Origin of the sequence: Campylobacter sp. RM12651, from assembly GCF_022369475.1 — a bacterium.
Taxonomy (GTDB): domain Bacteria; phylum Campylobacterota; class Campylobacteria; order Campylobacterales; family Campylobacteraceae; genus Campylobacter_E.
In genome coordinates, this window is sequence record NZ_CP059600.1 from 1,449,497 (window position 1) to 1,470,382 (window position 20,886).

The window sequence follows — 20,886 nt, forward strand, 5'->3', positions numbered from 1 at the left end:
TAATTTAATAAATTTCGTGTTTTTTAAAGGAGATTTTATGAAAAAAATTAGCGATTTTATTTCAAAAAATTTAGCTATTTTGGTTTTAGTTTGCACTGCTTTTGCTTTGTTTTATCCAAGTATTTCTAATATTATTAAGACAAGTTATGTTAATTATTTGCTTGGAATTATTATGTTTGGAATGGGGCTTAGTGTTAGAGCTAGTGATTTTAAGGAATTATTTTTAAGACCTAAAGATGTGATTATAGGTATTTTTGCACAATTTATAATAATGCCTTTTATAGCTTTTGTTTTGATTTTTGTTTTCAAACTTGATAGTGCTTTAGCAATAGGTGTTGCTTTAGTTGGTGCTTGTCCTGGTGGCACTAGCTCAAATGTGATTAGCTACCTAGCAAAAGCTGATGTTGCTTTATCAGTTAGTATTACAAGCTGCACTACGATTTTAGCTCCGATAATTACTCCATTTATTACTTATTTATTAGTTGGAAAAAGCATTGATATTAACGCTATTTCAATGTTTGTTAGCATTATTCAAGTGATAATTATTCCTATTTTATTAGGTGTTTTAGCTCATAAGTTTTTACCTAAAATTACTGAAAAATTACAAGATATTTTGCCACTTATTTCAACCTTTGGAATTGTAGCTATAGTAATGAGCGTAGTTGGTGCGAACGCAACAAAAATCTTAGATAATTTAGGCATTATTTTAATAGTTGTAATGCTTCATAATGTCTTAGGCTATCTTTTAGGCTTTTTTGCTGGAAAAATCTTTAAATTAGAATTAGCAAAACAAAAAACTCTAGCAATAGAAGTAGGAATGCAAAACTCAGGCTTAGCTGCTTCACTAGCAACTACTCATTTTGCTGCTTATCCTTTAGCTGCTGTTGTGGCTGCTTTATTTAGCGTGTGGCACAATATTTCAGGTGGGATTTTAGCAACAATTTTTAGAAGATTTTAATATTTATAATTCCTATTTTAATTTTAAAATAGGAATTATTTTAAATTAATTTGTAAAACTAAACTAGCTTCTTTTAAATAATCAACAACTTTTTTTAATCGTTTTAAATTCTTCTTCGCTTTTTGGCTTTTCGCCTGTTTTTTCACATTCAGCTAAGTATTTTTCATAGCTTTGAGTTTTTGTTTTAAAAAATGCTTTAAGCTTTTTAAACATTGCTTGTCCTTAATCTTGTATAAGCAAACTTGCTTCTTAATTAACCTCAAGCACAATTAGAATTTAAACGCTCTTTCTCACGCTTTAAAAATTCTTCTTTGCTTAAAGGCTCTTCATTTGGGTATTTTTCCTTATGCTCTTTTAAATAAGCTTCATAATCAGGAATACCACAAGCTGCTTTGAGTTTATCAAAAAATCCCATAGCTTTCTCCTTAAGTTAAAATAAAATCTAAAGATAACATAAAAGATTTGCTAATCAATCTCTTTTATGCTCTAATCTAAATTCTCTTGGATTTTGTGGATTTTTACCTTGCCATAATCCTAATTTATTGGCTCTTGCGTATTTTTCATCATCTAAATATTTTTTCGTATAGTTTTGATACGACCACGCACAACCATTTCTTACCATTGCTTTATTTATATCTTCGCCATTAGCATAGACAATACCTACAACCCGTCCATATTTATCTTTGTCTTTAATCTCTAACTTAATATCTTTATTTTTAAGAAAATCACTTAGCATATTTTTACAAAATTGCCCGTATTCTTGAGCGCTTTCAGGTGCGTCTATGCCATAAAATCTCACTTTGATTTTTTCTCCTTTGCTAAGCAAAACTATAGTATCTCCATCACTTACTTTTTCTAGTGAATACTCTTTAGTAAAAGAAGTAAAATAAGAAAAATTTGCAACTACTAAAAAAACAATTAAAGCAATTATTTGATATTTAAATGGTAATTTTTTAATTAATTGCATTTGTGCTTTTGTTGGTTTTTTCATATTAATCCTTAAAATTATTTTTTTATATAATATTATTTTTAAAAGGATTTTACAATGGTTTTTATAAAAGGTTTTATATTAATATTATCATTAATTGTTGCTATCGGAGCTCAAAATATGTTTGTAATAAAACAAGCAATATTAAAAAATCATATAATTTTAATATGCAGTATTTGTTTTATTTGCGATGCTATTTTACTTGCTTGTGGAGTATTTGGAGTTGGTAAAGTATTATTAAAAAATGAAACAATGAGTTTAATAGTTACAATTTTAGGTATGTTATTTTTAATCACTTATGCGATGATTTCACTAAAATCAGCCTTTATGAACACTAATTGTGATTTTCAAAATGATAATGAAAAATTAAGTGTAAAAAAAGCAATAACTTTAACCTTAGCAATTACTTTACTAAACCCACATGTTTATTTAGATACCATATTTTTAGTTGGAGCAAACGCTATAAATATTCAACAAAATGAAAGGATATTATTTTTCTTAGGTGGTGTATGTGCTTCTTTTTTGTGGTTTTTTTCTTTAGGATTAGGAGTTAGTAAAATTAGTAAAATACTTTTAAATAAAAAAATATATTTTTTTATAGAAATATTAACTAGCCTAATAATGATTTATATAGCTTATGATTTATTAAAAATTTTAATCAATTAGCCGTAAAATAGCTTTTTCGTTATTATTTTACGCTTTCTAATTTTAACTTTTTGATGATTTTAAATTCTAGTATTTAAAACACTAGTCTAATCTTAGAATTTTAATTTTTATTTATACATTAAGCTTTGTTATAAAAATAACAGAGCTTAATGTTTTTATAACTTTAAGATAAAAATATTAAATCAGTTTTGTGTTTTATTTTTATTCTTAGCTTTTTGCATAAAATATAATGCTATTAACGCTATTACAAATCCTAAGATAAAAGTTAAACCATAAGAAGCATATAGTTCTAATGCTAAACGTTCTTGCGATATAAATTTATCAAATTCCCCTACACTTTTTACTAAGTTAATTGTTGCTTCAATATTTTTCAACGAGTTATAAGGGTTATTAGGATTCTTTAAATACAACATAAAAGTAAATACCTTAGTGCTAAATAAACTAGCAGCTATTAAACCTACAATAACACCAATACCGATATTTTTCTTTTTTTTCATTTTTTTCCTTTAATTTTATTTTCTTTATTTTTAATTTTAAAATGGATTAAAGGCAAAATATAGGCAAAATAACTTTGCAATATTTAACCTTACAAATTATTTAGCTTTTAATAATTCTGTTCTTTGCTATTATCTTTTGCACTAATTTTGCCGTTATTTGGTATTGAAAACCAATTATTACTTAGCCTATAGCTTGTAAAATTTTTTGATAATTACTTTGTTGAATTGCTTTATATACAAAATAAATATCTATTAAAACATAAATATATAAAGCCCATAAAATAAATATCCCTATAAAAAGAAATACACTAATTAAGCCTATTAAAAATATTCCTAATTTTAAAAAACCTAAAGACCTATTACCTTGATAAAACCTATCAATACCTAATATCCCGAAGAAAAACCCTAAATTCATTGCCAATATAGGGTGTTTGTAATTAATACAAGAAAGATTTTTAAATTTTTCTTCACTTAAGCTGTCAAGTTTATTGCTTAGCATAAACTTTTGCTCGCTTGATATTTTATTATCAAGCAACATTAAATAAGAACTTTTGTCCATAATGACTCCTTTGATTAAATAAAAGAGCTATTGTAATACCCCCCCCCCGCTAACAAGAAGTTAATGGATTAAAATTATTTAATAATTATTCAAGATTTTTAAAAATAAAATTATAAAAAAAAGATAAAAATATGTGCTAATAAAGATAATTTGTATTAGCTAACTAGCTACTTAAATTTATCAGCATTTTGTTTTACGCTTGCTTGTTTGTTCTATGAAAAACTCCTTTTTAGTTAAAGGAGTTTTATCAGGGTGCATTTTCTTAAAATGCTCTAAATATTTTTCATAATCAGGTGCTCCAAGCATTGCGTAAAAAAACTCACGAAGCTGCTTTTTCATAAACCACTTCTTTAAGTGGAATGCTAAACCTATTAGAATAACTTTCTTTCCAAATTAGAACGAATTTAATTCCAACTATTATGGTAACTAATAAGAAGAAAATCGTTAAAATAGCATTTACTACATTAGAATGTGCCACTTGTTTAGCTTTATTAAATTCTTTTAAAGTCGCTTCACTATTATCTCCTGCATTAATTTTTACTAATAATTCATCAGCTTTAGCAAAATTAATTTGAGCTGTTGCTACGTGAGAAATTGAGTTTGCGATTTTGCTTTCACTTTGTGGTAATACCTTTGCAATACCTGCTGTAAATGTAGTTGAGATTACAAAAAGCGCAGGTAAAACAATAGCTAAGATATACTTTCTTTTTCCCATTTTAATAAATACAGAGCCACATAAAAACATAGCAACTACTGCTAAAAGTTGATTTGATACGCCAAAAAGCGACCAAAGTGAATAAATTCCACCAAGTGGGTCAATAGCACCACCATATAAGAACCAACCCCATCCGGCAACACAAATTAAAGTAGCGAATATATTTGCTCCTAAATTACTTGTGTTTGCAAGTGGCTTATAAACATTTCCTAACATATCTTGAACCATAAATCTACAAGTTCTAGTTCCCGCATCAACTGCTGTTAAGATAAATAATGCTTCAAATAAAATAGCGAAGTGATACCAAAATGCCATCATTTCCTTTCCACCGATTAGCTCGTGAATAATTAATGATAAGCCTATTGCAAATGTAGGTGCTCCACCTGTTCTACTTAATATAGTGCTCTCACCTATATCATTAGCAAGTGTTTGAATATCAGCAGGAGTTACGCTAAATCCCCAAGCACTAATAGCTGCACTAGCACTCTCAAGTGTCGTGCCTATAATTGCTGGTGCTGAATTTATTGCAAAATATACTCCAGGTTGAAGTATACAAGCAGCAATTAAAGCCATAATAGCAACCGCACTCTCCATTAACATTGAACCATAGCCTACCATTTTTGCTTGTGTTTCATTTTCTAGCATTTTTGGACTTGTTCCACTAGAAATTAATGCGTGAAAGCCTGAAATCGCCCCACAAGCAATATTTATGAATAAAAATGGAAATAATCCACCTGCAAAAACAGGGCCTGTGCCATCTATAAAATGTGTAACTTTTGCCATTTTAATTTCAGGAGAAACTAAAACAACACAAATAGCCATTATCAAAATTACACCAATTTTTAAAAATGTTGAAAGATAATCTCTTGGTGCAAGTAAAAACCAAACTGGTAAAATCGCAGCTATCATTCCATAGCCCATCATTATAAAGCTAAGTTCAAGAACGCTAAAATCAAAATGTCTTGCTAAATCAGGGTCGTTTGATACAACTTTTCCTAAATATAAAGCTATCATAAGTAAAACAAAGCCAATTATACTAGCTTCTCCGACTGCACCTGGGCGAATAAATCTCATATAAATTCCCATAAAAATAGCAATAGGAATTGTTGAAGCTATTGTAAATGTCCCCCAAGGAGAATGTGCTAAAGCTTTTACAACAACCATAGCTAAAATAGCAATGATAATTAGCATAATAAGAAAAATTCCTATCATAGAAACAACACCAACGAAATTCCCCATCTCGTCTTTAATCATTTCGCCAAGACTTTTTCCACCGCGTCTGCTTGATACAAAAAGCACAACAAAATCATGCACGCTACCAACTAAAACGCCACCAATTAATATCCATAATACACTAGGTAAATATCCCATTTGAGCTGCTAGGATTGGTCCAACAAGTGGTCCTGCACCTGCAATTGCAGCAAAGTGATGGCCAAATAAAACATATTTGTTTGTAGGAACAAAGTCTTTTCCATCATTAAGTGCTACAGCAGGAGTAATCTTAGTAGCATCAACGCCGCAAAGCTTAGTTTCTATAAACAAAGCATAAAATCTATAGCCGATTGTATAAATACAAACAGCAGCTACAACTATCCAAGCAGCATTTATTGTTTCGCCATTATTTAAAGCAATAACGCCCATACAAAACGCTCCAAGAATAGCAACAACTATCCATAAAAGCTTATTCATAGCTTCTCCTTAAAAATAAATTAATTTTTTAATCTAATTAAAAATGTGAGTAAGTATTATAATCTAAAATTATAATACTTATAAGAATTTTATATTAAAAGATAAAAATATAAAAAAATTACGAGTTAAATTATTAATATTTATTATAAATGTTTCCATAATACTCAATATTCTCTGCATTGCCTAAAGCATTTACTTTATCTGCTATTTTTTGAGCGTTAATTTCTAAATCAAATTCACTAGCTTCACTAAAAGCCATATTAACATCTATAACACTATCTAATCGCTTAATGGCATTAAAAGTTGCTAAAGTATTGTCAAAATCACTAGCTTCAATTAAAACGATAAATTTTTTATCAATTACTTGCTCTATGTTGGCATCTTTTATATTTTTTATTTCGTTTTCAAATTCTTCATTTGCAATAACTACTAAAGATGAAATCATTAAAAATCCTTTTTGTATAAAATTTTTGAATAAGCATTGAGCTTTAATGTATTTTTATCAAATAATATTGAATTAAGATATAAATTACCTATATTTATTTTATCCTTACCTATACAAATATTATTTTCTAAATCGCAAGAATAAGCAAAATTTAAATTATCACTTAAAGCGCAATTATAAACTAAATTATCACTTTCTATATTAGTAATTTCATTTAATTTATCATCATTAATTATAACTTTTCTATCAGTTGAGCAAGAAATAATATTATCTTTTTTATAATCTACATTATAAATATTATCTTTATGAACTTCCTTGCTTATAAAATCATTAGAATTTAAATCATAAACAACTATTTTTCCACTTTCAAATCCTAAAGCAATTTTTGCCTTTTCTTTATTAATACTTGCAGCATTTATGCTTGCATTTGAAAAATGAACTTTTTTTATTAAGTTAAATGATAAATCTCTTATGATTAGTTCGCTTCCTAAAGAAGTAAGAATTATTTTATCTTTGTATAAAAATGCCTTATTAATATCGCTTGAGATTTTAAATTTCAATAATTTATTATCTTTATAAATGTTTAAAGTCTTTAATCCATCTTTTGAGCTAATTGCTAAAATGCTACTATCGTAATCATCAATAAAAATAATATTATCATCAAGGCTTAAAACCTTATCATTATTTTTATAAATATCATTGCCACACGCTACAAATTCATTATTAATATAGTTTATATAACAATCATATTCTAAATATTCTAATTCATTTAGGTTTAGCTCACTTGCTAAACCTAAACTAGCTATAAATAATAGCAATTTTTTCACTTTAATCCTTCATTTATTACATCAAGTAAATTTGAACGATGTCTGCCTAATTCATCATTTCTAAAATCAGGCTTAAATGTGTTTTTGATTCCACTATCAATATTTGCTTGTGGTGCGTGGCATTGAACGCAGTTATATCTTGCTTGAGATATAGAATCAAGTTTTTTCTCATTTCTTAAATCATAATAATGGCTTGCTGGCATAGGAGTTGCTTCTTCAATACTAAGCTTTACACGCTCATTATCAGCACCTAAATCATGACAGCTAAGACACATATTATTATCTTGAGTAATTGGTAAAAAATCTTCTACATTGTGTGGAATTTGTGGTGGAGCATTTAAATAAGCTCTTTCAAAACGCTCTGCTTCTCCAGCTTCTTTTTCAGAGTATGTAAAATTCTTGATTTCTAATTTTGTTTCATCGTTTAGTGAATGTTTTCTTAAACCAATTTCAGTATCACTCACACTAGCAGCAATCAACAAACTACTAGCAGCTAAACTTAAAAATATTTTTTTCATTTTTTTCCTTTCAAAAAATTAATTAAATTAAAATTAAGTGCATCATCATCGCATACTTCAATACATCTAGCACACTTAATGCACTCACTATTGCTAACATTACCACTATATTTTGTAATAAGTGATAATACTTGAGCTTCTGGACAAATCATTTTGCATTTCATACATTTAGTGCATTTATTTAAATCATAACTTACTTTTAACATAGCAAATTTTGAAATTAAACTATAAAAAGCACCTAATGGACAAAGATGCGAACAAACTAAATTCCTTTGCACAAATAAATCAAGTAAAAATATAATAATTGCAACAAATATAGCCGAAGTTTGCATAAAAATTATTCCCCTAGTAATTATTCCTATATGAGAATATTTTTCAAATACTGGCTCATTTGCTATCAAACACAAAATCAAAATACTAAATAATATAAAATATCTAGTGTTTTGTTTAAAATTAGTCAGCTTAGAGCTTTTAAAACTTGTGTTTTGCTTGATAAAATCTGCTAAATTTGTAATCAAATTAACAGGACAAACAAAAGAACAAAATGCACGACCCAAAAACAAAGCATAAATAATAAAAACTAAAAATGCAGATATAAATAATCCCACATTAAGAGTAAAAGTTGCTAAAAATATTTGTAAATACGCAAAAGGGTCGCTTAAGCTAATACTATTAAATAATAGCGAAGAGCTAAGATTTCCTTTTAAAATAAAATCAGCACTAGGTAATATAAATAAAGCTAAAAGTCCTAATTGGATAAATCTTCTTAAAATCAAATATTTATTTTTTAATATCTTCATTAAAATTCTCCATCATTTAGGTAATTTATAGCTTTTTTCTCATCGTGTTTTTTGCTAGTATCTATGTGTTTTAATCTTTCATCATCACCACTAACCCAGCCTTTAACATAATTATCATTTCTTTCACCCAATATAAAACTAGTAGGCAAAATAACAATAGCTGGCTTTTTAGTAATACAAACTTTTTCACATAAACCACAACCCACACAATAATCATAATCAACCTTAGGCACTAACATTGCATGTTTTTTAGTTCGTTCATTTCTTTTATATTCAAGCTTTAAAGCTTTATCTATAAAAGGACACGCCCTATAGCAAGCATCACATTGAATTCCAAAATGGGCTACACAAGAGCTTTCATCTACTATTGCACGACCAATATTTACTAAAGAAATTTTATCAATACTTTTATCTAGCGCATCTGTCGGACAAGCCTTAATACAAGGCAAATCATCGCATAAATAACAAGGAATTTCATTTGCACTAAATTTAGGAGTTCCTAAACTAGCAAATTCCCCTATCTTAGCTAAACTTAAAGTATTATAAGGGCAAGCTTTTACACATTTAGCACAACGAATGCAATTAGCCAAAAAATGTTTTTCACTAACAACTCCTGGTGGGCGTAGAAAAAAACTCTTTTTAAGTTCAATTTTGCTTTCACTTTTTGGTGTATCGTTTAGTTTGAATATGCTAAAAGTTCCAACACCAACTGCTAAAATCTTTATAGTATTTGTAAAAAATTGCCTTCTCATAAATATTACGCCTTAGTTATTTTTACTGCACACTTTTTAAAATCAGTTTGTTTTGAAATTGGACAAGTTGCATCTAATGTAACTTTATTAATATAAACATTCTCATCAAACCAAGGAACATAAACAAGACCTCTTGGTGGTTTATTTCTTCCACGCATATCAATACGAGCTTTAACTTTTCCACGGCGAGATTCTATCCATACTAATTCTCTTTGCTCAATTCCTAAAGCTTTAGCATCTTCTGGGTGAATATAACACATAGCTTCAGGAACTGCACGGAATAATTCAGGAACTCTCATTGTCATTGTTCCACTATGCCAATGCTCTAAAACCCTACCAGTACATAACCAGAATGGATATTCTTCAGATGGTCTTTCAGGTGCTTTCATAAATGGTCTAAAGAAAATCTTAGCTTTATTTGTAATTGCTGTTGCTTCTTCGCTTGTTGGTTTTACTAAATCACCACTTTTAATTGATTTATCAAAATCCCCATAGAATGCAAAATCACCTTCAGGATTTGCTTTTTTAGCATATACATCGTATTTTGTATTAAATCTCCATTGAGTTTCTTTACCATCAACAACAGGCCATCTTAAGCCCCTTACCTTATGATAAGTTTCAAAACTAGCTAAATCGTGTCCGTGACCAGCTCCGAATTTTCTATATTCTTCCCATAAATATTTTTGAATAAAGAAATTATAGCCTTTAAATACATTGCCATCACTACCTTTTACATTTCTACTATCGCCTTTAACTTCACTATTTAACCAATCTTTTAAGCTTTCACTATCATCTAATGAAATTTCTTTACATTCTTTATTAGCAAATAAAACATCATATAAAGTATCATCTTCTTTATATCCCATTTCTTTAGCTTTTTCTAATACGCTTGGTAATGTTGTCTTTTCATCAATTTTTACTTCATTCCAAACTTCGCTTAATTTAAAGCGTTTGCTAAGCTCTAATAATTGCCATAAATCACTCATAGCTTCGCCAACTGGCAATACTTGTTGTCTCCAATGTTGAGTTCTTCTTTCTGCGTTTCCGTAAGCTCCCCATTTTTCATAAATCATAGCTGTAGGTAAAATTAAATCCGCAACTTTTGCACTAATTCCAGGATAGCAATCACTTACTACTATAAAATTATCTTTTTCTCTAGCAGCTTTTATCCAGTGATTTGCATTTGCAGTATTTTGCCAAGGATTATTTACCATCACCCATGCGAATTTTTGTTTTCCATCTTCAAGATTTCTCATCATTTGCATAAAGTGATTTCCTTGAACACCATTAATTGTTCCTTCAGGAACTTTCCAAAGTTCTTCACTTTTAGCTCTATGTTTAGGATTTGCTACAACCCAATCAGCAGGTAAGCGGTGTGCAAAAGTTCCAACTTCTCTTGCTGTTCCACAAGCACTTGGCTGACCTGTTAAAGAGAATGCTCCATCACCTGGTTTTGCTTGTTTTCCTACTAATAAATGCACAGTGTATGCAAGTTCATTTACCCAACTACCACGAGTATGTTGGTTAAAGCCCATAGTCCAAAAGCTTACTACCTTTCTGCTTTTTTCAATATATAAATCAGCTAATGCTTTTAATTTTTTCTTAAATTCTTCTATATCTTCATCAGGATTTCCTTTAGCTACGCTTGCAACATAATCTAATGTATAAGGTTCAAGTGCTTTTTTGAAATCTTCAAATTGAATTTGCCAGTTAAGTGCTGCTTGAGCTTGATGTTTCATTTCAAATTTTTCGCCATCTTTTACACCTAAATGACTTAATGCTATTGCTTCATCTTTATCTAAAGTGATTGCATTTTCTTTAGCTACGGTATCTTTTTCAGCTTCGCTAAAGCTTGGATGATTTGGATTATTTCTCATTCCATATCCAATATCAGCAAATCCTGTTGTAAATACACAATGATTTTTTACAAATTCCCAATCAATTGCTTTTGGATTGTTATATACAATTTCTCTAGCAATATAATTCCATATTGCAATATCAGAACTTGGAGTAAATATAAGTTCCATATCAGCAATATCGCTAGTTCTTGTTGTATAGGTTGAAAGATTTACAATTTTTACTTTTTCAGGGTCTCTTAATTTTCTATCACTTACACGGCTCCATAAAATTGGGTGCATTTCAGCCATATTTGAACCCCAACAAATAATAGTATCAGTAAGTTCAATATCATCATAGCAACCTGCAGGCTCATCAATACCAAATGTTTGCATAAAGCCAATAACAGCACTTGCCATACAATGTCTAGCATTTGGGTCTATATTATTGCTTCTAAAACCAGCTTTAAATAATTTTGAAGCAGCATATCCTTCTTGAATAGTATGCTGACCACTTGCAAACATTCCTATACCATTTACACCTTGTTCTTTTAAAGCTTTTTTCATATGTTTTTCCATCTCATCAAAAGCTCTTTTCCAAGATACTGGAGCAAATTTTCCGTTCTTATCAAATTCACCCTTAGCATTTACTCTTAATAAAGGCGTTACAAGTCTGTCTTCTCCATACATAATTTTTGCATTAAAATATCCTTTAATACAATTTAAACCACGATTTACAGGTGCTTCAGGGTCGCCCTTAGTAGCTACAATTTTGCCATTTTTAGTAGCAACCATAATACCACAGCCAGTTCCACAAAATCTACAAACTGCTTTATCCCAAGTCCATTCACTTGTTTCGTCTTTTGCTAAAGCAATAGTAGGATTTATGCAAGCTGCTGCACTTGCAACTGCTGTGCTCTTTAAAAAATCTCGTCTTTGCATTTATTCTCCTTATAATAATAATGTAAAAATAGATTAGATTATTTGCTTTAAAATCTTATTGATTAAGATTAATATTTTTTTTAAAGTAAAGCGCATAAATATTATCAACATTAAATTAACTTAAAATTCTTAATTCAATAAAAATTGAAAAAACATTCATAAAATAATATAAAATATTTAAAAATTAAATTAAATTGAAAAAAATATATTAATTACCATCAATTATTTTTAAGCTTTTTTATATTAAAGTAGTGTTTCAAATTTTCACAAGGTGTATAAATGAAAAAACCAACAAACAAACTTTTATTAGCCCTTTGCATAGTAATTGGGATTTTTATTGGTGGTGGAATTTATACTTTTATAATAGCAGATGGCTTTTTAATGATGACTTCTAAACCTGAAGCCTGTAGCAAATGTCATATTATGACAGATGTTTATGATAGCTGGGCAAAAGGTGAGCATTCAAGCAATGCAGGTTGCGTAGATTGTCATTTACCTCAAGGTGATGTGGTAGCTTATTGGACTAAAAAAGCTTATCACGGATTAAAACACGGCTATTATTTTACAGTAGGAGGAAATCCACCTAATTTAGAACCTACCGAAATGACACATGAAGATGTTAATCGCAATTGTGCGACTTGTCATAAAGACTACGCACATAATGCAATCAATGCAACGACAAAATTAAATAGCGAGCCACTTGATTGCCTTAGCTGTCATAGAACAATAGGTCATTTACATAATTAAAAGGAGAAAATATGTCAAAATCAGTTTATGTTGCGGCTATTGTGGTAGCTGCTTTAGGTGGTGCAGGCTTATTTGCACTTAATACAAACATTGCAGAACATAAAGGTGAAAGTAAAACTCAACCATTAAAAACTTTTGAAATTAGTGATGAAGAACCAGATTTTGCAAAATGGGGTAGAAATTTCCCAGCTCAATTAGATGGTTATTTACAAATGAAAGATGAGTATATTGAAACACCATTTGGTGGAAGCTTACCTTATAGTAAGATTATTCGCTGGCCGGCTGCAACAACATTTTGGAATGGATATGCTTTTGCGGTTGATTATTCTAAACCAAGAACTCACTATTACTCACAAATTGACCAAATGGAAACAAAAAGAAACAATAAAGAATATCTAAATGCTCACGGATTACCTGCATTTAAAGGTCAGCCTGGTGCTTGTGTAAATTGCCATACTGGTTACTTAACTGCTATTTATAAAAGTGATAAATTAAGCCCAAGTTTTATGCTAGGTAAAACTGAAGTAATGGGTGCAAAGAAAATGGGATTTTTTGATGTATTTGGCGATAAAGGTGAAGCTATGAAAGAAGCTTGGACAAATATGAATAAAATGCCTTATTTTGATGTTATGAAAAAAGTAGAAGAAAAATACGGAGATGGAATTCACGGCTCTCATATGGGATCAACCTGTGCAGATTGTCATAACCAAGATGATATGAGCCTTCGTGTAACTCGCCCTGCTTTTGTTAATGCTATGGTTTTAAGAGGCTATGAAGCAGACGCTAAAAGTGGTATCAAAGCTAGTAGAAAAGAAATGAGAAATTATGTTTGTATGCAATGCCATGTTGAGTATTATTTTGAAGGTAAAGATAGCACTTTAACATTCCCATGGACAAAATGGAAAAAAGATGAAGCATTTAAAATAGAGAATTTTGATGAATACTATGATGAAAAATTTGCAAATGGCGAATTCCCATATGATTACATTCAAAAAGATACAAAAACAAAAATAATTAAAATGCAACACCCAGAAGCTGAAATGTATTCAAGCTCTTTACATTATAGAAGTGGTGTAACTTGTGCAGATTGTCATATGCCATACAAAAGAGATGGAGCAAACAAAGTAACTAATCACAATATACTATCTCCATTAGCTGATATAAATGCAGCTTGTAAAACTTGCCATCCACAAAGCGAACAAGTATTAAAAGATAGAATTAGCTTTATTCAAAATCGCCACGCTTATGAGCTTAGAGGTTGTGAAAATAACTTATTAGCATTAATTGCTGATATAAAAACAGCTCGTGAAGAATTAGCAAAACTTCCTGAATTTGCAAGTCTTGAAGATAAAGCAAGAGATGATGCTATTTCAAAAGTTATAGAAAAAGCACAATATGCTCATAGAAAAGCACATATTAGATGGGACGTATCATTTAGTGAAAATAGCTATGGCTTCCACTCACCACAAGAATTTATGAGAATTATAGGTCAATGTAAAGAAGTAGCTAGAGAAGGACAAGCAGAGTTAGCAAATGCGTTAGCTCCTTATGGAATTAAAATTGAATTAACAAAAACAGCAACAATTCCAGCAGCACCTCTAAAGCTAGATCACAAACCACCAACAGGTTCTCTACCAACAGAAGCTATGAAAAAAGTTGATGAGGATGTAAAAAATCTAAACTTTAAATAAAAAATTGCGAGATTTTCTCGCAATTTACTCATTAATTAAAGCCCAATTTTAATAGCATAAAAATTAAAACATTATATAATTGAAAATAAGAATTTAGTTTAAATATATTTTAATTAGTGTTAAAGCTAACTAATTTAATTGCTAAAATAATGTAATCTTAAATTATCAAAAAAAGGCTTATATTATGCAAAATGATAAAGAAATAATTCTGATAGTAAATCTTAAAAAAAGCTTATTGTTTTCTATATATAAATCACTATTTTTATTATTTCCTAATGTTATTGTATGCTTGTTTATCATTTTAATTTTTGCTTGTTCTTTGTATTTTAATGATGGTTATTTAGTGATATTGCTATTTGTTTTATTTGCCCTTCCTCACCATTTTCGTTTTATGCTTTTTCCACTTATGATAAGAAAAATTATCTGTTATGATGAGTATTTTGAAATCATTAGGCTTTTTAGTAAAACAAGGATATATTATGATAATTTAAAAGAATATTATTTCGAATATTTAAAAACTAGATTTTCATCACACAAAATTTTACATCTATCTTATAAAAACAAATTCTTTAGCAGCATTATAAACACCGAATTGCTTAATCCAGATGATTTAGAAAAATTCATAGAATTATTAAATGCAAAGAGTATTAATAAAAAAGTTTCAATCATAGATGATAAAATATTTTATAATGTTTTTAGTATTGTAGATAAAATCTTTAAAATTTAAATCTAAGTTATTAAGAGTTTTAAAGGTATTACAGCTAATAAAAGTAACATAAATATAATCTGTATTAAAAATCAAATTCCTCATTTTAAATTCTAAATTTTAAAACTAAACTTATTTATAAAATCTAAAATATTAGAATTTAAAACATACGCAATTAATAGTATTTTAAATAGCTTTTATTAGTAATTTTTCATATTAAATTATGGAATTTAAATTATAAATTTCAAATACAAATTCTTATTTTAAATTCCATAATATTTAACATTAAAATAAATGAAATAACAACTAGAATATAAAAACTGCTGTTAAGAAACCTACCTTGATTTTTATAAATATAAGTAAGTATAAAGGTTAGAAAAACCTAGATTATGTTAAACAAAGATAATGACTAATTATGTAATAAGGATACGAGAATAACTAAATGAAGTTTGTATCCATCCCCTTCTAAGTAAAAATAAATCAGAATAAGTTTTTGAATAGAAAAAATCTATTAATTTTTAAATTTATTAAATGAAAACAGAAAAAATTACAAAGCAAATATTTGCCTTGTAAATCAATATTCTTAACCATTGCAACATTTTAAAATTGTGATAACAAAAACTTACTATTAGCTTTAAATTATAGATAAAAATATTTAAAGCCAAGAACTTTTTTTACTCGCTAAAGTTAGATGAATTTTTATGGAATATATTGCTTAAGCTTGACTTAATATTATTTTTAAAAACTCAAACTACATAAAATATCATTAAAATATGATTTTAAGGCCTTAATAAGATTAATTTAATTTTACCTATTTTGTAAAATTAATAACGATTATATATATTACAAGTATATAATTTTGTGCATTAGTTTTTATACTTTAAAAGCTCTTTAAATTCCATTATAAAACTTTAAGTGATTTTAAAAATTCGCCACATTTTGTATATGATATATATTTACTACTTACATTTTTTAATGTTATTTTTACAAATTTAATTATAATTTTATTTGCTTTGCTAACAAAAATACTTAAAACTCTAATCTTTTATATTTTTAAAATTAGTTTAAAATTTAATAAAATATATATCTTAACTTAAAAACTATGGAATTTAAAATAAAAGTTTATTTTTTAAATCTAATTTTAGCCAAACTACTATTTTATACTCTAAATAAATCTATCTATAAATACCATAAAATCTAAAAAATTGAAATAAGAATTTCAAAAACTTAATATAAATTATAAAGAATAAATAAGATACCAATTATAAATAAGTAAAATTATTGAAATTCTTTTGATAAGTTATTTATATTAGTTATAAAAAATCATTTTAAGCTTAAATTTTATTTTGACTTTCATAATTTAAATTAGTATTTGCAAATTCCAATTTGCTTAAGATATATTTAGCAAAATCTTCACTATCATTTGGACATTTACACACATTATAATCACCTTTATACTGATGTCTATATTCAATATCTAATTCTAAAATAGTTTCAGAACAATCAATACAAAATGATAATGGATATATTAAAACACTTTTATTGCCTAATTTATCTAATTCATCACTAAGTGCAGGTTCTAACCATTTTACAGGTCCTAATTTTGACTGATAAGCTAATTTAATTTCTTTAAAATCGTTTTGTAATTTATCCTTTAATATAGCAAAATGTTCTTTTATATGCTCTTCGTAAATATCACCCTTTTCTATAGTTTTTATCGGTAAAGAATGTGCTGATATTATCAAACAATCAATATTTTTATATTTTTGTATCTCATTTAAAATAATATTATTATAAAGCTCATCTTGGTAAAAATAAGGTATTTCTTTTATATTGATTTTTTTATCAAAATTTTTATAAAAATCTTGTAAAGATGATGTAGTAGTGGTTATAGAATGATGTGGATATAAAGGAAATAGTATTATTTCATCATTATCTTTAAAATCATATTTAGCTAAGACTTCTTTAGCAAAAGGCGGAACATAAGTTGATATAAAATCAAAATGAAAATCTTTTTGCAAAGAATTTAATTTATCACAAAGAGATTTTTGGATTTTAGTTAAAGGACTTTTACCACCTATTTTATTATAATTTTCTTTCATAGATTTAATACGAAATTTTCTTATCATAAACGCTACAAGACTTCTTAAAAAATCTGATTTTATTCCCAAAATATTTGGGTCATTAAACATATTTTTTAAAAATACTTCACATTCATCAATTTGATTTACACCACCCATATTGAGTAAAAAAACATATTTCATATACAAACCTAAAATTATCCAAGTAAGATACTTGGATAAATATTATTTGTCTTCATTAAAAGAACCCAATTTGAGAATTTTTTGCATTCTTTTTGCAACCAATTCATCAAGATTTAATGGTTTTAGTTCTTCTATTTTTTCTAAAACATAATTTTGTATATTATTTGCAGTAATCTCTTTGTTTCTATGAGCAATGCCTTCTTCTATAATATCATCTATTAATCCTTGCTCATATAAATCATCAGCACTTATTTTCATAGCCTTTGTTGCAGCTTCACTTTTACTTGGGTCATTCCATAATATAGCAGCACAACCTTCAGGAGATATTACAGAAAACACTGAATTTTTAAGCATAGCTAATTTATCAGCTACACCTAAAGCTAAAGCTCCGCCACTTCCGCCTTCTCCAATTACTATAGAAATAATTATTGTTTTTAAAGCGCTTAATTCATATAAATTTGTAGCAATTGCCTCACTTTGACCACGCTCTTCAGCTCCTACTCCAGGATAAGCACCTGGAGTATCTACTAAAAATACAATAGGTATTTTAAATTTTTCAGCCATTTTAGCAAATCTTAAAACCTTACGATAACCCTCTGGATGTGGCATACCGAAATTTCTATGTAATTTATATTTTGTTCCACGACCTTTTTGTTCGCCTATTAACATTACTTTTTGCTCGCCAATATAACCAGCAAAACAAACTATAGCAGGGTCATCTCTAAATGCCCTATCTCCATGTAATTCATGGGCATTTTTTAAAATTATTCTCACATAATCAAGAGAATATGGTCTATCAGGATGTCTTGCTAGCTGTAGCTTTTGAAAATCACTTAAGTTTTTATAGGTTTTTGTTAATTCTTTTTCTAAATTCTTTTTTAAAATCTTAACTGCTTCTATATCGCCTTTAATATTAGCATTAATAATATCTTCATCTAATTGTTGAATATTTTTCTCAAAATCTAAATAAGCTGCCATCTTAATTAATCCAATTTTCTAAAAATCACTGAAGCATTCGTTCCACCAAAACCAAACGAATTACTCATAGCTGTTTTAATTGTATGCTTTCTAGCCACATTAGGCACATAATCTAAATCACAATCAGGGTCAGGGTTTTTATAATTTATTGTAGGTGGAACTATACTATCTCTCATAGCCATTAGACAAATTACTGCTTCAATAGCACCAGCAGCACCTAAACAATGTCCTGTTTGACCTTTTGTAGAACTTACTAAAGGCATATCATCTTTAAACAATTCTTTCATTGCTGCTGTTTCATTTTTATCATTAGCTGGAGTTGATGTTCCGTGTGCATTAATATAATCAATTTTAATTTTATTAGCAGAGCAATCAAATCCCTTTGCCATACATAAAGCTTTTTTCATAGCTCTTAATGGGCCATCTAAAGCTGGAGAAGTTATATGATTTGCATCTGCACTTTCACCAAACCCTATAACTTCAGCATATATTCTAGCACCTCTTTTTTTAGCATCTTCATAATCTTCTAAAACAAGAGCAGCTGCACCTTCTCCCATAACAAAGCCATCTCTACTAGCATCAAATGGACTACTAGCTGTTTCTGGAGTATCATTTTTAGTAGATAAAGCTTTCATTGAAGCAAATCCACCTATACCTACTGCACAAATAGCTGATTCAGCTCCAATTACTAACATTTTATTTGCTTGATTACAAACTATTGTTTTATAAGCTTCGCCAATTGCATGAGTTCCTGCTGCACAAGCAGTTACACAAGATAAATTTGGACCTTTCAATTTATAATCAATTGAAGCCATTCCCCCTAGCATATTAACTAGAGCTGAAGGTATGAAAAAAGGCGAAATCCTGCTTGCGCCCTTTTGCAAACATACATTAGAATTTTTCTCAATATTAGGTAAGCCACCAATTCCTGCTGCACTTACTACTCCAAATTCATCTAAATCAACTTCACTAATCACGCCATCAACCATTTTAAAATTAGCATCACTTATAGCTTCTTTTGCAGCGTGTAATCCAAGTTGAATAAATCTATCAGCTTTTTTAACATCTTTTGCATTTAATACTGTTAAAGGATCGAAATCCTTAACTTCTGCGGCAATTTTAACACTTAAATCACTGGTATCAAAAAGAGTAATTTCTCCAACACCGCTTTTTCCATCACAAATCGCCTTAAACGAACTTTCTTTATCAAGCCCAAGGGCATTTATCATTCCAATGCCAGTTACTACTACTCTTCTCAATTTAAATCCTTATTGTTTTTTTGCTTCTATGTATTTTACTATATCATTAACTGTTGCGATTTTTTGACCATCTTCATCAGGAATAGAAATATCAAATTTTTCTTCTAAAGCCATAATTAATTCAACTACATCAAGTGAATCTGCACCTAAATCTTCAATAATTTTAGCATCAGGTGTAATACTAGCTTCATCAGCTCCTAATTCTTCTACAATAACTTTTTTAACATCTTCAAAAATAGACATTTTTTTCTCCTAAAATAAAATTAAACTCGTATTCTTACAAAAAAGTGTAAATAAATTACACATACATTCCGCCATTAACTTTTAAAATCTCACCTGTAATATAACTAGAATAATCACTTAACAAAAACGCAACTGCATTTGCAACTTCGCTAGGTTTACCAAATCTAGCAAGTGGAATTGCTTTATAATAAGTTTGTTTAATTTCATCACTTAATACATCTGTCATATCACTTTCTATAAATCCTGGAGTAATTGCGTTATAACGAACTTCTCTACTAGCTGCTTCTTTAGCAAAAGACTTAGTCATAGCAATAACTCCACCTTTACTAGCAGAATAATTTACTTGACCTGCATTTCCCATCTCACCAACAACTGAACTAATATTTACAACACTACCAAAACGCTTTTTACTCATTACTTTAAATGCTTCTTTACAACCTATAAAAGTTGAATTTAAATTAGCCTTTATAACATCATCAAAATCAGCTTCGCTCATTCTTAAAACTAATTTGTCTTTTGTAATTCCTGCATTATTTACTAAATAACTTAATTCTCCATCGCAATCAATTATTGTTTTAATAGCATTTGTAAAATCACTTTCACAACTTGCATCAAAACAAATAATTGCTGCTTTACCACCATTTTTTTCAATTTCTTGTTTTAAATTCTCTGCAAGTTCAGGTTTTGAACGATAATTAATCCATACTTTTAGACCAAATCCTGCTAAAACTCTAGCTATTTCAGCACCAATGCCTTTAGATGCACCTGTAATTAATACATTTTTTCCACTAAATTTCATATTTTCTC

General features: G+C 28.5%; 23 protein-coding genes. 5 read left to right on the plus strand and 18 right to left on the minus strand.

What is annotated here, in order from left to right; all coding sequences use genetic code 11:
- Positions 1–37 precede the first annotated feature (37 nt).
- Positions 38–958 carry a bile acid:sodium symporter family protein gene (locus AVBRAN_RS07145; RefSeq protein ID WP_239802920.1) on the plus strand — a complete coding sequence of 307 codons (921 nt, stop codon included), beginning with the start codon at positions 38–40 and terminating at the stop codon, positions 956–958.
- Between the two features lie 81 nt (positions 959–1,039).
- On the opposite strand, the gene AVBRAN_RS11060 is transcribed toward AVBRAN_RS07145, so the two are convergent.
- From AVBRAN_RS11060 to AVBRAN_RS07155, 3 genes are read right to left on the minus strand one after another with little or no spacing between them, the layout of a single operon-like run.
- Complete coding sequence (locus tag AVBRAN_RS11060; protein ID WP_275591981.1) at positions 1,040–1,171, minus strand: hypothetical protein; 132 nt, start codon at positions 1,169–1,171, stop codon at positions 1,040–1,042.
- Positions 1,172–1,217: 46 nt separating this feature from the next.
- Entirely contained in the window at positions 1,218–1,373 is a 156-nt protein-coding gene (locus AVBRAN_RS07150) for a CstA-like transporter-associated (seleno)protein (RefSeq protein WP_214120529.1), read from the minus strand.
- 54 nt (positions 1,374–1,427) lie between these two features.
- Positions 1,428–1,949: a thermonuclease family protein gene (locus AVBRAN_RS07155; protein ID WP_239802921.1), complete on the minus strand. Its 522-nt coding sequence runs from the start codon at positions 1,947–1,949 to the stop codon at positions 1,428–1,430.
- Positions 1,950–2,003: 54 nt separating this feature from the next.
- On the opposite strand from AVBRAN_RS07155, the gene AVBRAN_RS07160 reads away from it, so the two are divergent.
- Entirely contained in the window at positions 2,004–2,612 is a 609-nt protein-coding gene (locus AVBRAN_RS07160; protein WP_239802922.1) for a LysE family transporter, read from the plus strand.
- Positions 2,613–2,794: 182 nt separating this feature from the next.
- Here the strand turns inward: AVBRAN_RS07160 and AVBRAN_RS07165 are convergent, their stop codons facing one another.
- The 10 genes from AVBRAN_RS07165 to napA form a co-directional block, all read right to left on the minus strand.
- Positions 2,795–3,109: a hypothetical protein gene (locus AVBRAN_RS07165; RefSeq protein WP_239802923.1), complete on the minus strand. Its 315-nt coding sequence runs from the start codon at positions 3,107–3,109 to the stop codon at positions 2,795–2,797.
- Between the two features lie 181 nt (positions 3,110–3,290).
- Entirely contained in the window at positions 3,291–3,668 is a 378-nt protein-coding gene (locus tag AVBRAN_RS07170) for a TM2 domain-containing protein (RefSeq protein ID WP_214118308.1), read from the minus strand.
- A gap of 180 nt (positions 3,669–3,848) precedes the next feature.
- Positions 3,849–4,007 (minus strand): YbdD/YjiX family protein, encoded by a 159-nt coding sequence (locus AVBRAN_RS07175; protein WP_214118306.1) that lies wholly within the window; start codon positions 4,005–4,007, stop codon positions 3,849–3,851.
- The gene (locus AVBRAN_RS07180) at positions 3,988–6,072 is read right to left on the minus strand and encodes a carbon starvation CstA family protein (RefSeq protein ID WP_214118304.1); all 2,085 of its coding nucleotides are present in this window, start codon (positions 6,070–6,072) and stop codon (positions 3,988–3,990) included. Before AVBRAN_RS07180 ends, AVBRAN_RS07175 begins: the two co-directional genes overlap by 20 nt.
- Positions 6,073–6,205: 133 nt before the next feature.
- The gene (locus AVBRAN_RS07185) at positions 6,206–6,517 is read right to left on the minus strand and encodes a chaperone NapD (protein WP_214118302.1); all 312 of its coding nucleotides are present in this window, start codon (positions 6,515–6,517) and stop codon (positions 6,206–6,208) included.
- Positions 6,517–7,344, minus strand: coding sequence for a hypothetical protein (locus tag AVBRAN_RS07190; RefSeq protein WP_214118300.1), 828 nt, complete (start codon positions 7,342–7,344; stop codon positions 6,517–6,519). Before AVBRAN_RS07190 ends, AVBRAN_RS07185 begins: the two co-directional genes overlap by 1 nt.
- Positions 7,341–7,862, minus strand: a complete 522-nt coding sequence (locus AVBRAN_RS07195) for a nitrate reductase cytochrome c-type subunit (RefSeq protein WP_214150317.1) — start codon at positions 7,860–7,862, stop codon at positions 7,341–7,343. Before AVBRAN_RS07195 ends, AVBRAN_RS07190 begins: the two co-directional genes overlap by 4 nt.
- A complete protein-coding gene (gene napH / locus AVBRAN_RS07200; protein ID WP_214118290.1) occupies positions 7,859–8,662 on the minus strand; it encodes a quinol dehydrogenase ferredoxin subunit NapH in 804 nt (267 codons plus the stop codon). The genes AVBRAN_RS07195 and napH overlap by 4 nt, the downstream gene beginning before the upstream one ends.
- On the minus strand, positions 8,662–9,414 hold the full coding sequence (napG, locus tag AVBRAN_RS07205) for a ferredoxin-type protein NapG (RefSeq protein ID WP_239802924.1): 753 nt from the start codon (positions 9,412–9,414) through the stop codon (positions 8,662–8,664). Before napG ends, napH begins: the two co-directional genes overlap by 1 nt.
- Before the next feature lie 5 nt (positions 9,415–9,419).
- Positions 9,420–12,191, minus strand: a complete 2,772-nt coding sequence (gene napA, locus AVBRAN_RS07210; protein ID WP_239802925.1) for a periplasmic nitrate reductase subunit alpha — start codon at positions 12,189–12,191, stop codon at positions 9,420–9,422.
- A 279-nt stretch (positions 12,192–12,470) separates the two neighbouring features.
- Here napA and nrfH point away from each other — a divergent pair, with 279 nt between their 5' ends.
- From nrfH to AVBRAN_RS07225, 3 genes are all read left to right on the plus strand, one after another.
- Positions 12,471–12,938, plus strand: coding sequence for a cytochrome c nitrite reductase small subunit (gene nrfH, locus AVBRAN_RS07215; RefSeq protein ID WP_214118286.1), 468 nt, complete (start codon positions 12,471–12,473; stop codon positions 12,936–12,938).
- Between the two features lie 11 nt (positions 12,939–12,949).
- On the plus strand, positions 12,950–14,629 hold the full coding sequence (locus AVBRAN_RS07220) for an ammonia-forming cytochrome c nitrite reductase subunit c552 (RefSeq protein ID WP_239802926.1): 1,680 nt from the start codon (positions 12,950–12,952) through the stop codon (positions 14,627–14,629).
- A gap of 184 nt (positions 14,630–14,813) precedes the next feature.
- Complete coding sequence (locus AVBRAN_RS07225; RefSeq protein WP_239802927.1) at positions 14,814–15,356, plus strand: hypothetical protein; 543 nt, start codon at positions 14,814–14,816, stop codon at positions 15,354–15,356.
- Positions 15,357–16,669: 1,313 nt separating this feature from the next.
- Here the strand turns inward: AVBRAN_RS07225 and hemH are convergent.
- From hemH to fabG, 5 genes are read right to left on the minus strand one after another with little or no spacing between them, the layout of a single operon-like run.
- Positions 16,670–17,599 (minus strand): ferrochelatase, encoded by a 930-nt coding sequence (hemH, locus tag AVBRAN_RS07230; RefSeq protein ID WP_214118279.1) that lies wholly within the window; start codon positions 17,597–17,599, stop codon positions 16,670–16,672.
- Positions 17,600–17,641: 42 nt separating this feature from the next.
- Positions 17,642–18,577 (minus strand): acetyl-CoA carboxylase carboxyltransferase subunit alpha, encoded by a 936-nt coding sequence (locus tag AVBRAN_RS07235; protein ID WP_214118277.1) that lies wholly within the window; start codon positions 18,575–18,577, stop codon positions 17,642–17,644.
- Positions 18,578–18,582: 5 nt separating this feature from the next.
- Positions 18,583–19,836 (minus strand): beta-ketoacyl-ACP synthase II, encoded by a 1,254-nt coding sequence (locus tag AVBRAN_RS07240; RefSeq protein WP_214118274.1) that lies wholly within the window; start codon positions 19,834–19,836, stop codon positions 18,583–18,585.
- A gap of 9 nt (positions 19,837–19,845) precedes the next feature.
- Entirely contained in the window at positions 19,846–20,079 is a 234-nt protein-coding gene (acpP, locus tag AVBRAN_RS07245; protein ID WP_214118272.1) for an acyl carrier protein, read from the minus strand.
- Between the two features lie 55 nt (positions 20,080–20,134).
- Entirely contained in the window at positions 20,135–20,878 is a 744-nt protein-coding gene (gene fabG, locus AVBRAN_RS07250) for a 3-oxoacyl-ACP reductase FabG (RefSeq protein WP_214118270.1), read from the minus strand.
- Positions 20,879–20,886: the final 8 nt, after the last annotated feature.

Coding starts and splice junctions, on each gene's coding strand:
- fabG (WP_214118270.1), bottom strand. CDS start 20,878: ATGAAATTTAGTGGAAAAAATGTATTAATTACAGGTGCATCTAAAGGC.
- AVBRAN_RS07180 (WP_214118304.1), bottom strand. CDS start 6,072: ATGAATAAGCTTTTATGGATAGTTGTTGCTATTCTTGGAGCGTTTTGT.
- AVBRAN_RS07235 (WP_214118277.1), bottom strand. CDS start 18,577: ATGGCAGCTTATTTAGATTTTGAGAAAAATATTCAACAATTAGATGAA.
- AVBRAN_RS07220 (WP_239802926.1), top strand. CDS start 12,950: ATGTCAAAATCAGTTTATGTTGCGGCTATTGTGGTAGCTGCTTTAGGT.
- acpP (WP_214118272.1), bottom strand. CDS start 20,079: ATGTCTATTTTTGAAGATGTTAAAAAAGTTATTGTAGAAGAATTAGGA.
- AVBRAN_RS11060 (WP_275591981.1), bottom strand. CDS start 1,171: ATGTTTAAAAAGCTTAAAGCATTTTTTAAAACAAAAACTCAAAGCTAT.
- napA (WP_239802925.1), bottom strand. CDS start 12,191: ATGCAAAGACGAGATTTTTTAAAGAGCACAGCAGTTGCAAGTGCAGCA.
- AVBRAN_RS07165 (WP_239802923.1), bottom strand. CDS start 3,109: ATGAAAAAAAAGAAAAATATCGGTATTGGTGTTATTGTAGGTTTAATA.
- AVBRAN_RS07155 (WP_239802921.1), bottom strand. CDS start 1,949: ATGAAAAAACCAACAAAAGCACAAATGCAATTAATTAAAAAATTACCA.
- AVBRAN_RS07185 (WP_214118302.1), bottom strand. CDS start 6,517: ATGATTTCATCTTTAGTAGTTATTGCAAATGAAGAATTTGAAAACGAA.
- napH (WP_214118290.1), bottom strand. CDS start 8,662: ATGAAGATATTAAAAAATAAATATTTGATTTTAAGAAGATTTATCCAA.
- napG (WP_239802924.1), bottom strand. CDS start 9,414: ATGAGAAGGCAATTTTTTACAAATACTATAAAGATTTTAGCAGTTGGT.
- AVBRAN_RS07225 (WP_239802927.1), top strand. CDS start 14,814: ATGCAAAATGATAAAGAAATAATTCTGATAGTAAATCTTAAAAAAAGC.
- AVBRAN_RS07145 (WP_239802920.1), top strand. CDS start 38: ATGAAAAAAATTAGCGATTTTATTTCAAAAAATTTAGCTATTTTGGTT.
- hemH (WP_214118279.1), bottom strand. CDS start 17,599: ATGAAATATGTTTTTTTACTCAATATGGGTGGTGTAAATCAAATTGAT.
- AVBRAN_RS07170 (WP_214118308.1), bottom strand. CDS start 3,668: ATGGACAAAAGTTCTTATTTAATGTTGCTTGATAATAAAATATCAAGC.
- AVBRAN_RS07195 (WP_214150317.1), bottom strand. CDS start 7,862: ATGAAAAAAATATTTTTAAGTTTAGCTGCTAGTAGTTTGTTGATTGCT.
- nrfH (WP_214118286.1), top strand. CDS start 12,471: ATGAAAAAACCAACAAACAAACTTTTATTAGCCCTTTGCATAGTAATT.
- AVBRAN_RS07150 (WP_214120529.1), bottom strand. CDS start 1,373: ATGGGATTTTTTGATAAACTCAAAGCAGCTTGTGGTATTCCTGATTAT.
- AVBRAN_RS07175 (WP_214118306.1), bottom strand. CDS start 4,007: ATGAAAAAGCAGCTTCGTGAGTTTTTTTACGCAATGCTTGGAGCACCT.
- AVBRAN_RS07160 (WP_239802922.1), top strand. CDS start 2,004: ATGGTTTTTATAAAAGGTTTTATATTAATATTATCATTAATTGTTGCT.